This is a genomic window from Nocardioides sp. YJ-D4, from assembly GCF_054031495.1.
Genome location: NZ_CM132932.1, coordinates 3,584,396 through 3,598,731, shown reverse-complemented (window position 1 = coordinate 3,598,731; position 14,336 = coordinate 3,584,396). Strand labels below are relative to the sequence as shown.

Here is a 14,336-nt window from a genome sequence, read left to right as displayed (position 1 = left end):
CTGGATCGGCTACCGCTTTCGCCCACTACTGCGCTCAGCCCGCCGCAGTGAACGATGCCATCGTGCGGTCCGGTTCCCAGAAGGCCTTCATGGACTTGATGCGGCCCTCGTCGTTGACGGTGTAGACCATGATCAGCTCGGTGGTGGTGTAGCTGCCGTCAGGGAACGACGTCTTGATCTTGCCGATGTTGGCGCAGGTGTTGCCGGCGGGGTTGGCGAAGGAGTCGTTGATCTCGAACTCGAACTTGTGGACCGAGGCGATGGCCTTCTCCCAGAAGGCCTTGAGTCCCTCGTGACCGTGGTGACCCTTGCCCTCGGGGTCGAACATCGAGGGCCCGACGGGGTCCTCGAGCACGCAGTCCTCGGCGTAGATCGTCAGCCACTCGTCGAGGTCGCCCTTGGCGACGGCAGCGTAGGAGCGTTGCCCGGCCGTACGTGCCGGATGTTCGTCGTCGGGGGCGTTCCAGGTGATGGCGTCGGAGGAGATCATGCGGCAGATCGTACGCCGAAACTGAAACGTGTTCTACCTGATCGCCGAGGCACGCCCGGATAGGGTCGCCGGGTGACCGTCTCGGAGACCGCTCGCGGGACCGCGACACCGGGGCGGGACTTCGACCGGCTCTGGCTGGCGACGGCGACGAGCCAGGCCGGGTCGACGATCGCGTACGGCGCTCTGCCGCTGGTCGCGGTGCTCATCCTCGACTCCTCGACGTTCCAGGTGTCGCTGCTGGCGGCGTTGTCCGGGTTCGCGGCCGCGGCGGCGGGGATCCGGCTGGGACCGTGGATCGAGTATCGGTACAAGCGGCCGACGATGATCGGCGCCGACCTGATCCGGTTCGCGGCGATGCTCAGCATCCCCGCGGCAGGCGTCTTCGACCTGCTCACCTACGCGCACCTGTGCGTCGTCGGCGTCCTCGCCGCGACCTGCGAGCTCGCCTTCACCGCGGCCTCCGGCGCTCACCTGAAGGCCCTGGTCGCCCCGGAGGCCAGGCTGGTCGCCACCGGCCGGCTGGAGACGACGTTCTGGACCACCTTCACCGCCGGCCCGCCTGTCGGCGGCGCGCTCGTCTCGGCGTTCGGGCCGACGCTGACCGTGCTCGTCGACGCGGTGACGTACCTGCTCTCTGCGCTCGGCATCCGCTCGATCCGTACGCCGGAACCGCAGCCTCCGACGAGGAAGCCGCAGCACTGGCTGCACGAGGTGACCGCCGGTTGGCGCTACATCCTCACCCGGCGCGACCTGCGCGCGCTCTTCCTGAACGCCGCCCTCTTCGGCTCCTGCGTGATCGCGACCAGCCCGCTGCAGACCGTGCTGACGCTGCGGGTGCTCGGTATGGAGCCGTGGATGTACGGCGTCGCCATGGGTCTCCCCTGCCTCGGCGGCATCCTCGGCGCGATGTGCGCACCTCGCCTCACGAACCGGCTCGGCGAGCGGGCAGTGCTGCTCGGGTCCGGGGTCGCGCGCACCCTGTGGACCATCCCGATCGCCTTCACCCCGAGCGGCCCGGGCGGCTTCGCGTGGTTCACCGCCGCCAACTTCGGGCTGATCCTCTGCGCCGGGGTCTTCAACCCGACCTTCGCCACCTACCGCATGCGCGAGACCGCCGACGACCACATGTCCCGGGTGCAGGCGGCGTGGTCGATCACCATGAAGGTCGCCCAGCCCGTGGGCGTCCTGGCGGCCGGCGCACTGGCCGCGGCGACGAGCCCTCGGACCGCGATCGCGGTGGCCGGAGGCGTACTTCTGCTCTCCTCCGGGCTGCTCCCGTGGCGTCGGGTTGTGACGAAGACCCCTACCTGTGAGTAGCCCCGGGCTTGCCACCCCTTCAGGGCGAGCCTATTCTTAATGTTACCCGCCAGTAGTGCGTGCCGACCGGCGCTCCCGCAACTGGTAAATCCGACAAAGGTTATGAAGGTGGATCAGTGAGCCACTACAAGAGCAATCTCCGCGACATCGAGTTCAACCTGTTCGAGGTCTTCGGCACCGACAAGGTTCTCGGCACCGGTCCCTTCGCGGACCTGGACGTCGACACCGCGAAGGAGATCCTCGCCGAGGTCGAGCGTCTCTCGCGCGAGGATCTCGCCGAGTCGTTCGTCGAGGCCGACCGCAACCCGCCGGTCTTCGACCCCAAGACGAACACCGCGCCGGTCCCGGCCGCGTTCAAGAAGTCGTACGACGCGTGGATGGAGTCGGGCTTCTGGAGCCTGCACACTCCCGAGGAGATCGGCGGCCAGGTGGCCCCCAACTCACTCGTCTGGGCCACCGCCGAGATGCTGCTCGGGGCCAACCCGGCGATCTGGATGTACGCCGCCGGCCCGTTCTTCTCGAAGGTCGTCTACGAGAACGGCAACGACCGCGACAAGCAGATCGCCAAGATCATGGTCGAGCGGCTGTGGGGCTCCACGATGGTGCTGACCGAGCCCGACGCGGGCTCCGACGTCGGCGCCGGCAAGACCTTCGCCACGCCCAACGAGGACGGCTCCTGGAACATCACCGGCGTCAAGCGCTTCATCACCAGCGCCGAGTCGGACCTGCAGGAGAACATCATGCACCTCGTCCTCGCCCGCCCGAAGGGCGTCGAGGGCATCGGTGGCCCGGGCACCAAGGGCCTCTCCCTCTTCCTCGTGCCGAAGTACCACTTCGACCACGAGACCGGTGAGCTCACCGGCGAGCGCAACGGTGCGTACGTCACCAACGTCGAGCACAAGATGGGCATCAAGGTGTCCAACACCTGCGAGCTCACCTTCGGCGACCCGCAGGTCGGCGGCGGCGAGCCCGCCAAGGGCTGGCTGCTCGGCGAGGTGCACGACGGCATCCGCCAGATGTTCGACGTCATCGAGAACGCTCGCATGATGGTCGGCACCAAGGCGATCGCGACGCTGTCGACCGGCTACCTGAACGCGCTCGAGTACGCCAAGTCCCGCGTCCAGGGCGCCGACCTCGTCGCCGCCGCGAAGACGGACCCGCGCGTCACGATCACCCACCACCCCGACGTACGCCGTTCGCTGCTGGTGCAGAAGTCGTTCGCCGAGGGCATGCGCGCGCTGGTCTACTACACGACCTCGTGGCAGGAGAAGGTCGTCCTCACCGAGGACGGCTCCGACGAGAACAAGCTGGCCGCCGCGGTCAACGACCTGCTGCTGCCGATCGTCAAGGGCTACGGCTCCGAGCGCGCCTGGGTGCTGCTCGGCACCGAGTCGCTGCAGACCTTCGGCGGGTCGGGCTTCCTCCAGGAGTACCCGATCGAGCAGTACGTCCGCGACGCCAAGATCGACTCGATCTACGAGGGCACCACCGCGATCCAGGGCCAGGACTTCTTCTTCCGCAAGATCGTGAAGAACCAGGGTGCCGCGCTCGGCCAGATCGCCGGCGAGATCCAGGCCTTCCTCGACAACGAGGGCTCCGCGGAGCTCAAGGAGTCGCGTGCCCTGCTCGCGACCGCGCTCGAGGACGTCAACGCGATCGTCGGGCACATGTTCAACGACCTGATGGCCTCCCAGGAGGAGATCACCAACATCTACAAGGTCGCCCAGAACACCTCGCGCCTGCTGCTCGCCGTCGGCGACGTCGTGGTCGCGTGGCTGCTGCTGCGCCAGGCCGAGATCGCCCTCGCCGCCCTCGCGGGTGACCCGGGCAAGGACAAGGACTTCTACACCGGCAAGGTCGCCGCCGCGAAGTTCTTCGCCTCCTACAACCTGCCCAAGCTGACCGCTGAGCGGGCGATCGCCGAGGCGATCGACAACTCGATCATGGATCTGCCCGAGTCCGCTTTCTGACTCTGATCCGTTCGTACGCTGCGGCCCGCCCGGTTCAACCGGGCGGGCCGCTTCGTCATCTGCTGCTCACATCGCGGAGGCCGTGACCGCCTCGGCGAGCCGTGCGGCGGCCGCGGAGATCCGTCGGTTGCTCGGGACAGCGAGCTGGAAGGACCACTCCAGGCCGATCGGGACGGCGACGACGGCGGGGTCGCCCTCGATCGACGCGCGGGGCACGACCGAGACGCCCAGACCGCGGCAGACGAGGTTGCGAGCGAGCCCGAAGCTGGTGACCTCGGTGCGGACCGTCCGCGAGACGCCGACGGAGGCGAACGCCGCGTCCACGACCGTACGGTTGCCCCACCCCGTCGGGAAGTCGATCCAGGTCTCCTCGGCGAGGTCGGCGGCGGACACCGCACCGGCCCGTGCCAGGCGGTGGCCGGGCGCGCAGACGAAGACCAGCTCGTCGCTGTGGATGCGGGTCAGGGTCAGCCCGGGCAGCGAGGCCGCAGCCGTGGAGACCAGGGCGAGGTCCAGGGCCCCGGAGCGTACGTCTGCCTCGTTCGTAGCGCTCCCGGAGATGGTTTGACGCATACGTACGGTGATGCCGGGGTGGCGGGCGGCGAAGCCTTGCAGGACCTCGGCGATGTCCCACCGGCCGGTGTAGGAGAGCATGCCGAAGAGAACGGTGCCGACCACCTGGCCGCCGGCGCCCGCGACCGCCTCACGAGCAGCCCCGATGCCGGCGAGCACCTCACGGGCGCGCGGGAGCAGCGCCTCACCCTCGGCGGTGAGCGCGAGACGGTGGTAGCCGCGCTCGATCAGCGGCGCTCCCAACCCGCGCTCGAGCTGCTTGACGGCGGCGGAGACCGCGGACTGCACGACACCGACCCGGTCCGCCCCGGCGGTGAAGCTGCCGGTCTCGGCCACGGCGATGAAGTACTCCAGCTGGTGGGGCTGCATGAGCATCACTATCGCAGATCGTGATGCTTTCCTTCGAGAAGATTCGTTGGAGATGATCGTGAACATCGACCAGCATGGAGTCATGACGACGACCCAGGCAGCGCTCTTGACCCATCGGAACCACCACGCTCGTGGGTTCTGGTCGGTGGCGTTCCTGTTCGCGGTGACGATGGCCTTCGCGGCCGCGCCGGCGCCGCTCTACGTCTTCTACGTCGAGGAGCAGGGCTGGAGCTCGTTCGTGATCACGGTGGTGTTCGCGACGTACGGCGCGGGGGTGGCGATCTCGCTCTTCCTCGCCGGCCACCTCTCCGACCGGTTCGGGCGGCGGCGGGTGGTGGCGCCGGCGGTGCTGCTCAACGTGCTCTCCGCCCTGATCTTCCTCTCGACCCATGAGCTGGGCTGGCTGCTGCTGGCGCGGCTGCTGTCCGGACTGGGCGTCGGGATGCTGACGGCGACCGCGACGGCTCACCTCGCCGAGCTGCACCGGTCCGCCCGGCCGGAGGCTCCGCCGACCCGGGCCGAGGTGGTCGCGACCGCGGCCAACATCGGCGGACTGGGGCTGGGCCCGCTGTTCGCCGGCGCGCTGGCCGAGTGGGCGCCACGACCGCTCTACACGCCGTACGCGGTCTTCGCGTTCCTCATGGTGCTCGGGCTGCTCGCGGTCGTGGCCGCGCCGGAGACGGTCGACACCGACCAGCCGGGGTGGACCTACCGGCCGCAGCGGGTGCGGGTGCCCGCCGACGCGCGCGGCGCCTACTTCGCCGCCGGGATGGCGAGCTTCGTGGCGTTCGCGATGTTCGGCTTCTTCACCTCGCTGGTGCCGTCGTTCCTCGCCGAGGATCTGGGCATGCGCTCCCACGCCGTCGCCGGCGCGGTCGGGTTCTCCATCTTCGGGGCCGCGGCGCTCTTCCAGGTGCTGGCCGGACGTTGGCCGCGCCGTCGGCTGTACGTCGTCGGGCTGGTCGCGCTCACCGCCGGGCTGCTCCTGGTCGTCGGCGCCCTGCTGTCCGGCACGTTCTGGATGCTTGTCGTCGGGGCGGTCGTCACCGGGGCCGGGTCGGGGATGTCGTTCAAGGCGGCGGTCGCCACCGTGATCTCGGTGGCGCCGGCGAACAGCCGAGGCGAGGCGCTCGCCGGGCTCTTCCTGATGGCCTATCTCGGGATCACGGTGCCGGTGGTGCTGCTGGGGATCCTGGTGCAGTTCGTCCCGACCGAGCCGGCGATGCTCGCCTTCGGTGCGCTCCTGCTCGTGCTGCTCGGGGTCGCGGCGCGTGGGGTGTCGGGGGCGCGGCGTACTTCTTGAACGCCGGAGGCGGTGATGCGGGGGACGGTATGGGGGCCTGAACCGGCTGGGTAGCGTGGCGCGCCTGCCCCCAACCTCTGGAGTTCTGCCATGACCATCGGCCTAGGAATCATCCTGCTGGTCCTCGGACTCGTCCTGCTCACCAGCGCCGTGGATCTGCCCGACGAGGTCGCCAACGCGATCGCCAGCGAGCCGTTGGGCTGGATCTTCGTCGTCACCGGCGGCCTCGCGATCGTGATCGGCGTGCTGCTGTCGGTGAACCGGTCTCAGCACACCACCGCCGTCGAGCACCGCCAGTACGACCCCGGCCCCTACGGCGGTGGCCCCCAGGGGCCCTACCCTCCTGGCCCTCAGGCGCCCCCGCAGGGGCACTACCCGCCGGCCGGCCAGCCCATGCCCGGCAACGCCCCTCAGGGCCAGCACTTCGGTGCCGGCTACCCCGGCCGCCGGGCCTGACCCGTTCAGCGGCGGCGCGTCGGGCGTAGCCCGGAGCGGGCGGCGCGGCGTACCGCCTCGCTCAGGTCCTCGAGGGCGATCGAGTCGAGGCGCCAGCGCTGCCAGAAGAGCTGGATGTCGATCGGCTTCGCGCCCGGGAGCGGGACCGTCACGCCTGACTCGACGTCGGCCTCGGCCTGGGCGTCGAGGAGCATCCCCCAGCCCAGGCCGCGCCGGATCGCCTCGTGGAAGTCGTGGCTGCTCGGGACCCGGTGGACGACCGGTGGCCGGGTCGCGCTATGCGCAGCCAGCACCTCGTCCTGGAGGTGGTCCTTCTCGTTGTAGACGATCATCGGGATCGCGCCCCAGTCGATGCCTCTGCCCTTGCGGTGGCGCTCGATGAGCGCCGGAGCGGCGCCCGGGGTGTAGCGGAGCCTTCCCAGCGGTTCGACGGTGCAGCCCTGGACCGGCCTCGGCTCGCTGGTGACCGCGGCCAGGACCTCGCCGCGGCGCAGCGCGTCGGCCGAGTAGCCCTGGTCCTCCACGGTGATCCGCAGCGCCGTCCGGTCCCAGGTCGCGACCTCGTCGAGCACCGGACGGAACCAGGTCGCGAGGGTGTCCGCGTTGACCACGACGGAGAGGTCGACGACGGTGGCGTCGCTGGTCTTGTCCGCGCTGAGGGTGGCGGCGGCCTCGTCGAGCAGCAGGCGGAGCTGCCGGCCGTGCCTGATCAGGGGCTCGCCGGCCTCCGTCGGGGTGCAAGGAGTCGTACGCCGCACGAGCACCTGTCCGGCCGCGCGCTCGAGCGCCCGGATCCGCTGGCTGACAGCGCTCGGGGTGATGTTGAGGCGTCTCGCCGCGGCGTCGAAGGTGCCTTCCTCGGCGATCACGACGAGGGTCTCGAGCTGGGTCGGGTCGAGGGCGGGCATACCTTAAGTGTGGCTTATCTTCGGTAAGATTCTTTCGCTGGTCTGTAGGTGCGTGGCGGCTTAGCGTCGCTGGTGTGATCAACGCCAGCCTCGCCGGGCTCCTCACCGGGCTCAGCCTCATCATCGCCATCGGGTCCCAGAACGCGTACGTCCTGCGGCAGGGCATCCTGCGCTCGCACGTGTTCGCCGTGGTGGCCGTGTGCGCGGTCTCCGACCTCCTGCTCATCTGTGCCGGGGTCGCCGGCATGGGGGCGGTCGTCGAGAGTGCCAGGTGGGCGGTGGAGGTGCTGCGCTGGTTCGGGGTGGTCTTCCTCGGCTGGTACGGCATCGGATCGTTCCGGCGGGCGCTGCGACCCTCGGGACTGGATGCTGCCGACGCGCCCCGCGAGACGCTCCCCCGCGTGATCGCCAAGGCGGCCGCCTTCACCTGGCTCAACCCGCATGTCTACATCGACACCCTGGTGCTCCACGGGTCGATCGCGGCGACGTACGGCTCGGCGCGATGGGGATTCGCGGTGGGCGGGTGCGTGGCCAGCATCATCTGGTTCGCCGGTCTCGGCTACGGCGCTCGGCTGCTCGCGCCGCTGCTCGCCAGCCGACGTGCCTGGCAGGTGCTCGACAGTCTCATCGGGTGCATGATGCTCGCGATCGCGGGCGGGCTCGCGCTGGGTGGACTGGGCTGACCGGACTGACCGGGCGGCAGACTTTCAAATCCGTCCAATGTGTTGACCAGCCGCCTAGTGTGGCCGCATGCCGTGGACGACCTCCGATATTCCTGACCTGACCGGCAAGAACGCCGTGGTGACCGGACCGACGCTGGGCGGGATCGGCTACTTCGTCGCGCGCGGCCTCGCGGCTGCGGGGGCACGGGTGATCCTGGCGGGGCGGTCCTGGGAGAAGCTCGACGCGGCCGCGGAGGCGCTGACCGAGGAGGTTCCGGGTGCCAGCCTCGACCGGGTCGCACTCGATCTCTCCTCGCTCCAGGCGGTGCGGGCCGGGGCCGAGGCGATCGCGGCGGCGACCTTCGACGGCGGCGGGCCGCTGCACCTGCTGGTCAACAACGCCGGGGTCATGGCGACGCCCCAGACGCGGACGGTGGACGACCTCGACCTGCAGATGGCGACCAACCACTTCGGGCCGTTCCTGCTGACCGGGCTGCTGCTCGAGCCGCTGGCCGAGAGCGGCGAGGGGCGGATCGTCACCATGTCGAGCGTGATGCACAAGCTGGCCCGCAAGGCGCCGCTCGGGTTCCCGACCGTGCAGGTCGGCCGCTATTCGCCGTGGGGCGTCTACGCCCAGTCGAAGCTTGCCAATCTGCTCTTCACCTTCGAGCTCCAGCGGCGCCTGGAGAAGGCGGGACTGCCGATCGCCGCGTACGCCGCCCACCCCGGGCTCGCGTCCACGCGCCTCATGGCGAACGGCACGTCCAAGAGGCTGATCGCCCCGATCGCGAGCATCAGCGAAGCCGCTGTCCACGCCATGGCTCAGACGCCGCAGGCAGGCGCCTGGCCTGCTCTGATGGCGGCGACCCAACCGGGGCTGGAGCCCGGGACGTACATCGGACCCAGCGACGCCTTCGAGGCTCGCGGCGTGCCGAAGCCGGTCACCGCGACACGCCTCGCACGCGATCCCGAGGCGGCGAGGGCGCTGTGGGAGCTCTCCGAGCAGACCACCGGCATCGCCTATCCCTGACCGGCCCAGACCAAAGTCTGACCCCGGTCGCTACCTCCGGCCGATGTCCCGAAGGCGCCGCGGATCCTAGATTCACCAGGGTGAGCAAGAAGGTCCAGATATGGTCGCGGACGATCTCCGGGCACACCCACCATCTCGAGGTGACCGGGGAGATCATCCGTACGTTCGTGTGGACCGTCGACGGTGAGGAGGCCCTCACCCGGAAGAGCGCCGACGATCGGGCCCGACTGGAGAGCAAGGCGCACGGGAGCCTGCTCGTGATCCACTCCGGGCTCGGTACGCCGCGCCGCGCGACCTACTTCGCGCCCGATGAGGACCTGGCCGGGATGACCGGCATTGGCGGCGTCGACCTCACCCCGGAGCCCGGGTCGCGGGCCGCGGCGTACGAACAGCGGGTGATCGACCACCCCAAGCGCTATGCGCTCATCGAGACCCTCGGCGGTGCCGCGGGCGTGATCGGCGGCATCGTCGCCGCGATGGTCGTCGCCTGGATCCTCGCCCGGGTCTCGCTGCCCGACATCGACCTCCCGCTCCCGAACCTGCCGGATCTCCCCGACCTGCCGCTCCCCGACCTCCCCAGCATCCCGTGGCCGGCGATCCCGTGGCCGGACCTGCCGGACGTACAGGTCCCGGAATGGGTCACGTGGGTCGCCAACCACCTCAAGTACGTCTGGCCGATCATCCTCGCCTTCGTCCTGGCGCAGGGCGAGATCAAGCGCCGCCGCAAGCACGCCGAGCAAGCCGCCCTCGCCGAAACTGCAGAAGTGGCGGCCGAAACCGCAGAAACGGGCGACGAAACTCGACTCTCGTCACCCACAACTACAGATTCGGCCGCCACAACTGAGGACTCGGCCGCTACAGGTGCGGACTCGGCTGAACCGAGTCAGCGGCGGGGCTTGTAGGTCGGCTTCTCGCGCTTGAAGGCGGCCTCGCGGGCGATCTTGGTGTTCTCGCCGAAGAGGAGGCGGAGCTGTTCGATGCGCTCGCGGGAGAAGGTGCGCTTGATGGGGGCGTACCAGGTGTCGTTGAAGAGGCGCTTGGCGGCGGCGAGCTGGTCGGGGGAACGCTCGGAGAGCTTGCGGGCGAAGGCGGTCGCGGTGGCGACCGGGTCGGCGGAGAGCTCGGTGACCAGGCCCAGCTCGTAGGCACGCTCGCCGGAGAACTGCTCGGCGGTCATGGTGAGCTTCTTGGCGGTGTCGATGCCGACGACCTCGGAGAGCGACCGGATGCCGGTCATGTCGGGGATGATGCCCCACTTGCCCTCGAGGACCGACCACTGCGAGTCGGGCTCGGCGATGCGGAAGTCGGCGCCGAGCGCGATCTGTACGCCGCCACCGAGGCAGTGACCGTGGACGGCCGCGATCACCGGAACCGGCAGCCGGCGCCAGGCCCACACCGACTCCTGGAAGAGGTTGGTCCCACGGAAGGGCCTGGGTAGGAAGGCGCCGACGATCTTCTTCGGGTCACGCAGGACCGAGGCGAAGTCGAGACCGGCGGTGAACGCGTCCCCCTCACCGGCGATGACCACGGCCCGCAGGTCGTGGTTCTTGCCGAGCACCTTGGCGGTGTCGACCAGCTCCTGGAGCAGCTCGAGGGTCAGCGCGTTGAGCTTGTCCGGGCGGTTGAGACGCACCTGGGCGATGCCGTCGTTGATTTCGGTGGTGACGAGGGGCATGGGGAGAACATTACGGGGCAGTAGGCATGATGGGGCACATGGTTGACCCACGCGCTGGAACGCTCGCTACGCCCGCCGACCTGGTCGACGTACCTCACCTGGTCGCCTCCTACTACAACCTGCAGCCCGATCCGGACGATCCGGCCCAGCAGGTCGTCTTCGGCACCTCGGGCCATCGCGGGTCCTCGCTCAAGTCAGCCTTCAACGAGACGCACATCCTGGCCACGACCCAGGCGATCGTCGACTACCGGACCTCGCAGGGCTTCGACGGGCCGCTGTTCATCGGACGCGACACCCACGGCCTCTCCGAGCCCGCGTGGGCGAGCGCGCTGGAGGTGCTGGTCGCCAATGACGTACGCGTCCTGGTGGACGACCGCGACGGCTACACCCCGACGCCGGCGGTCTCGCACGCGATCCTCCGTGCCAACGCCGGTCGCGTGTCGGGGGCCGGCTTTGCCGACGGGATCGTGGTGACCCCGTCCCACAACCCGCCCTCCGACGGCGGCTTCAAGTACAACCCGCCCCACGGCGGTCCCGCCGACTCCGACGCCACCAAGGTGATCGCCGCCCGCGCCAACGAGCTGATCCGCGCCGGGCTCTCCGGCGTCAAGCGGGTGCCGTTCGCGGCCGCGCGGCGGAAGGCCGAGGCGTACGACTTCCTGGGCTCCTACGTCGACGACCTGCCCCACGTGGTCGACCTGGCCGCCATCCGCGACGCCGGGGTGCGGATCGCCGCCGACCCCTTGGGCGGGGCATCGGTCGCCTACTGGGGCGAGATCGCCGAGCGCCACAAGATCGACCTCAACGTGGTCAACGAGCTGGTCGACCCGACCTGGCGCTTCATGCCGCTGGACTGGGACGGCAAGATCCGGATGGACTGCTCCTCCCCCAGCGCGATGGCCGAGCTGGTGCGCTTCGTGGAGAGCACCCCGGAGTTCGACATCGCCACCGGCAACGACGCCGACTCCGACCGGCACGGGATCGTCACCCGGGACGCCGGGCTGATGAACCCCAACCACTTCCTCGCGGTCGCGATCGACCACCTCTTCGGCGGCGCGCGTCCCGACTGGCCGGCGACCGCGCGCATCGGCAAGACCCTGGTCTCGTCCTCGATGATCGACCGGGTCGCTTCCTCGTTGAACAAGCCGCTGGTCGAGGTGCCGGTCGGGTTCAAGTGGTTCGTGCCGGGGCTGATCGACGGCTCGTTCGGCTTCGGCGGCGAGGAGTCGGCGGGCGCCTCGTTCCTGCGCTTCGACGGCACCGTGTGGACCACCGACAAGGACGGCATCATCCTCGCCCTGCTCGCCTCGGAGATCCTGGCGCGCACGGGGAAGTCGCCGTCCCAGCGTTACGCGGAGCTGGTCGCGGAGCACGGTGAGCCGGCGTACGCGCGGATCGACGCCCCCGCCTCGCGCGAGGAGAAGGCGAAGCTCGCCGCCCTCTCCCCCGACGCCGTGACCGCGACGACCCTGGCCGGTGAGGAGATCACCGCCAAACTCACCGAGGCGCCCGGCAACGGTGCGGCCATCGGCGGCCTGAAGGTGACCACCGAGTCGGCCTGGTTCGCGGCCCGGCCGTCGGGGACCGAGGACGTCTACAAGATCTACGCCGAATCGTTCCGAGGACCTGACCACCTGGCGGAGGTCCAGGAGGAGGCCAAGGCGGTCGTCTCCGCCGCCCTGGCCTGACCTCCGGCGCCCTGAGACTCAGCGCATCCAGAACGGGTGCTCGGCGTCCTCACGCACCGTCACGTTGACCCGGTTGAAGAGGTTGTGGGTGGCGATGCAGAGGACCAGGGCGGCAGTCTGCTTCTCGTCGTAGTGCTTGGTGACCTCGCGCCAGAGCTCGTCCGGCACGGCGTCCTCGGAGTCGGCGAGCCTGGTGACGGCGTCGGCCAGGGCGAGGGCCGCCTTCTCGGCCTCGTCGAAGAAGGGCGACTCACGGAAGGCGGCCAGGCCGACGACCTTCTCGATCGGCAGACCGACCTCGGCGAGACGTACGGCATGGCCTTGGAGGCAGGCGGCGCAGCCGTTGAGCTGGCTCACCCGGATCGCGACGAGCTCGGTCGTGGTCTCGGGAAGGCCGCCCTCGGCCACGGCGGCCAGGAGGTTGCCGATGCCCTTGAATGCCTGCGGGATGACTTCTGCGGGGTTCTTCATTCGGTTGCTCATGCCATCCCCGACCCGCCCCGGCACAACGATGTGACGGACCGATGAAAGAAGAATTTCTTTCATCGAAGCGGTCACATCTGGTCTGCTTCGCGGGTCGGGTCCATAGGGGCCTGGACTGTAACGGGCCGAGGATCGAGAGGACCGACGATGCAGCAGGAGTGGCTGGCCGAGCGCTTCGAGGACGAGCGGCGGCACCTGTTCGGGGTGGCCTACCGGATGCTCGGATCGACGTCCGAGGCAGAGGACGCCGTCCAGGACGCCTGGCTCCGGCTGAGCCGGAGCGACGCCGACGAGATCGACAACATCGGCGCCTGGCTGACGACGGTGGTGGCCCGCGTCTCGCTCAACATGCTCCGCTCGCGCAAGACCCGCGGAGAACTGCCGCTCGAGGACCGGCTGCCGGAACCCACGGTCGTGCTCGACGACGCCAGCACCCAAGACCCGGCCGAGCGCGCGATGCTCGCCGACTCGGTCAGCATCGCTCTCCTCGTCGTGCTCGACCAGCTCTCCCCGGACGAGCGGCTGGCCTTCGTGCTCCATGATCTCTTCGCCGTACCCTTCGACGAGATCGCGACGATGCTCGACCGCTCGTCCGACTCGACCCGCCAGCTCGCGAGCCGCGCGCGCCGACGGGTCAGAGGGCGTACGCCCGACCGCGATGTCGCCGCGCAGCGCGAGGTCGTCGACGCCTTCTTCGCGGCCGCCCAGGACGGCGACCTGGACCGTCTGATCGGTGCGCTCCACCCCGACGTCGTCCTGCACGCCGATCTCGGCTCCGGGATCACCACCTACCGCGGCGCGGCCAAGGTGGCGGGCAACGCCGTCATGTACGCCCACGCCGACCGCGTCACCCACTCCGCCCTCGTCAACGGCTCCGCCGGCGTCGCGATCACCTTCCACGGCAAGCTCTACAGCGTCATGGCCTTCACGGTGGTCGACGGTCGGATCACCGAGATCGAGGCGTACGCCGCCCCCGCCCAGGTCGCGAAGCTCGCCGCGGGCCTGGGGCTGGAGTCAGCGCACGGCCAGGCCTAGGCGGCCTGGCGGCGGGGTCGGCCGCGGCCACGCTTGTGGGTGACCACCTGGCCGCGTTCGACGATCTCGCCGCCCCAGACGCCCCAGGGTTCGGAGCGGGCCAGAGCACCGGAGAGGCACTCACGCATCACCGGGCAGTCGAGGCAGCGATCTTTGGCCACCTCGAGGGCGGCGGGGGACTCTGAGAACCACAACGCAGAGTCGTCTCCGTGGCACGGAAGGCCGGCGGCGTACAAAGGCGGGATGATCTCCAAGGGCACCCCTCGAGAATCTGCGCCTGAGGTAGGCCCGCACATCGGGAAACTACCTTAGATCGCCCCTGAGGATCCCTCACTGAGAATCTCCCGAGGGGGAATCGTTTCGGACTCGTGATTCGC

The 14,336-nt window shown here is 69.7% G+C and carries 15 protein-coding genes; 9 read left to right on the top strand and 6 right to left on the bottom strand.

The window, feature by feature from the left end:
* Nucleotides 1-34 precede the first annotated feature (34 nt).
* Nucleotides 35-490 carry a nuclear transport factor 2 family protein gene (locus ACW14X_RS17150; RefSeq protein ID WP_457162768.1) on the bottom strand — a complete coding sequence of 152 codons (456 nt, stop codon included), beginning with the start codon at nt 488-490 and terminating at the stop codon, nt 35-37.
* A gap of 72 nt (nt 491-562) precedes the next feature.
* On the opposite strand from ACW14X_RS17150, the gene ACW14X_RS17145 reads away from it, so the two are divergent.
* A complete protein-coding gene (locus ACW14X_RS17145) occupies nt 563-1,807 on the top strand; it encodes an MFS transporter (protein WP_457162767.1) in 1,245 nt (414 codons plus the stop codon).
* Between the two features lie 116 nt (nt 1,808-1,923).
* Nucleotides 1,924-3,777, top strand: a complete 1,854-nt coding sequence (locus tag ACW14X_RS17140) for an acyl-CoA dehydrogenase (RefSeq protein ID WP_457162766.1) — start codon at nt 1,924-1,926, stop codon at nt 3,775-3,777.
* A 66-nt stretch (nt 3,778-3,843) separates the two neighbouring features.
* Here ACW14X_RS17140 and ACW14X_RS17135 read toward each other — a convergent pair whose 3' ends face one another.
* Nucleotides 3,844-4,719, bottom strand: a complete 876-nt coding sequence (locus ACW14X_RS17135) for a LysR family transcriptional regulator (RefSeq protein ID WP_457162765.1) — start codon at nt 4,717-4,719, stop codon at nt 3,844-3,846.
* Nucleotides 4,720-4,801: 82 nt separating this feature from the next.
* Here ACW14X_RS17135 and ACW14X_RS17130 point away from each other — a divergent pair, with 82 nt between their 5' ends.
* Both ACW14X_RS17130 and ACW14X_RS17125 read left to right on the top strand, forming a co-directional pair.
* Nucleotides 4,802-6,022: an MFS transporter gene (locus tag ACW14X_RS17130; RefSeq protein ID WP_350840980.1), complete on the top strand. Its 1,221-nt coding sequence runs from the start codon at nt 4,802-4,804 to the stop codon at nt 6,020-6,022.
* A 90-nt stretch (nt 6,023-6,112) separates the two neighbouring features.
* The gene (locus ACW14X_RS17125; RefSeq protein ID WP_160026571.1) at nt 6,113-6,478 is read left to right on the top strand and encodes a hypothetical protein; all 366 of its coding nucleotides are present in this window, start codon (nt 6,113-6,115) and stop codon (nt 6,476-6,478) included.
* A 5-nt stretch (nt 6,479-6,483) separates the two neighbouring features.
* Here ACW14X_RS17125 and ACW14X_RS17120 read toward each other — a convergent pair whose 3' ends face one another.
* On the bottom strand, nt 6,484-7,386 hold the full coding sequence (locus ACW14X_RS17120; RefSeq protein ID WP_457162764.1) for a LysR family transcriptional regulator ArgP: 903 nt from the start codon (nt 7,384-7,386) through the stop codon (nt 6,484-6,486).
* Nucleotides 7,387-7,460: 74 nt separating this feature from the next.
* Here ACW14X_RS17120 and ACW14X_RS17115 point away from each other — a divergent pair, with 74 nt between their 5' ends.
* From ACW14X_RS17115 to ACW14X_RS17105, 3 genes are all read left to right on the top strand, one after another.
* The gene (locus ACW14X_RS17115) at nt 7,461-8,069 is read left to right on the top strand and encodes a LysE/ArgO family amino acid transporter (RefSeq protein WP_457162763.1); all 609 of its coding nucleotides are present in this window, start codon (nt 7,461-7,463) and stop codon (nt 8,067-8,069) included.
* A gap of 67 nt (nt 8,070-8,136) precedes the next feature.
* On the top strand, nt 8,137-9,078 hold the full coding sequence (locus tag ACW14X_RS17110; protein ID WP_350840974.1) for an oxidoreductase: 942 nt from the start codon (nt 8,137-8,139) through the stop codon (nt 9,076-9,078).
* Between the two features lie 80 nt (nt 9,079-9,158).
* Nucleotides 9,159-9,980: a hypothetical protein gene (locus tag ACW14X_RS17105; RefSeq protein WP_457162762.1), complete on the top strand. Its 822-nt coding sequence runs from the start codon at nt 9,159-9,161 to the stop codon at nt 9,978-9,980.
* Here the strand turns inward: ACW14X_RS17105 and ACW14X_RS17100 are convergent.
* Complete coding sequence (locus ACW14X_RS17100; protein ID WP_350840971.1) at nt 9,962-10,753, bottom strand: crotonase/enoyl-CoA hydratase family protein; 792 nt, start codon at nt 10,751-10,753, stop codon at nt 9,962-9,964. The genes ACW14X_RS17105 and ACW14X_RS17100 overlap by 19 nt on opposite strands.
* 38 nt (nt 10,754-10,791) lie before the next feature.
* On the opposite strand from ACW14X_RS17100, the gene pgm reads away from it, so the two are divergent.
* Nucleotides 10,792-12,441, top strand: a complete 1,650-nt coding sequence (gene pgm / locus ACW14X_RS17095; protein WP_457162761.1) for a phosphoglucomutase (alpha-D-glucose-1,6-bisphosphate-dependent) — start codon at nt 10,792-10,794, stop codon at nt 12,439-12,441.
* Between the two features lie 18 nt (nt 12,442-12,459).
* On the opposite strand, the gene ACW14X_RS17090 is transcribed toward pgm, so the two are convergent.
* On the bottom strand, nt 12,460-12,924 hold the full coding sequence (locus ACW14X_RS17090; protein ID WP_406026443.1) for a carboxymuconolactone decarboxylase family protein: 465 nt from the start codon (nt 12,922-12,924) through the stop codon (nt 12,460-12,462).
* A gap of 147 nt (nt 12,925-13,071) precedes the next feature.
* On the opposite strand from ACW14X_RS17090, the gene ACW14X_RS17085 reads away from it, so the two are divergent.
* Nucleotides 13,072-13,959: a sigma-70 family RNA polymerase sigma factor gene (locus ACW14X_RS17085; protein WP_457162760.1), complete on the top strand. Its 888-nt coding sequence runs from the start codon at nt 13,072-13,074 to the stop codon at nt 13,957-13,959.
* Here ACW14X_RS17085 and ACW14X_RS17080 read toward each other — a convergent pair.
* Nucleotides 13,956-14,255, bottom strand: coding sequence for a WhiB family transcriptional regulator (locus ACW14X_RS17080; RefSeq protein ID WP_045547698.1), 300 nt, complete (start codon nt 14,253-14,255; stop codon nt 13,956-13,958). The genes ACW14X_RS17085 and ACW14X_RS17080 overlap by 4 nt on opposite strands.
* Between the last annotated feature and the right edge of the window lie 81 nt (nt 14,256-14,336).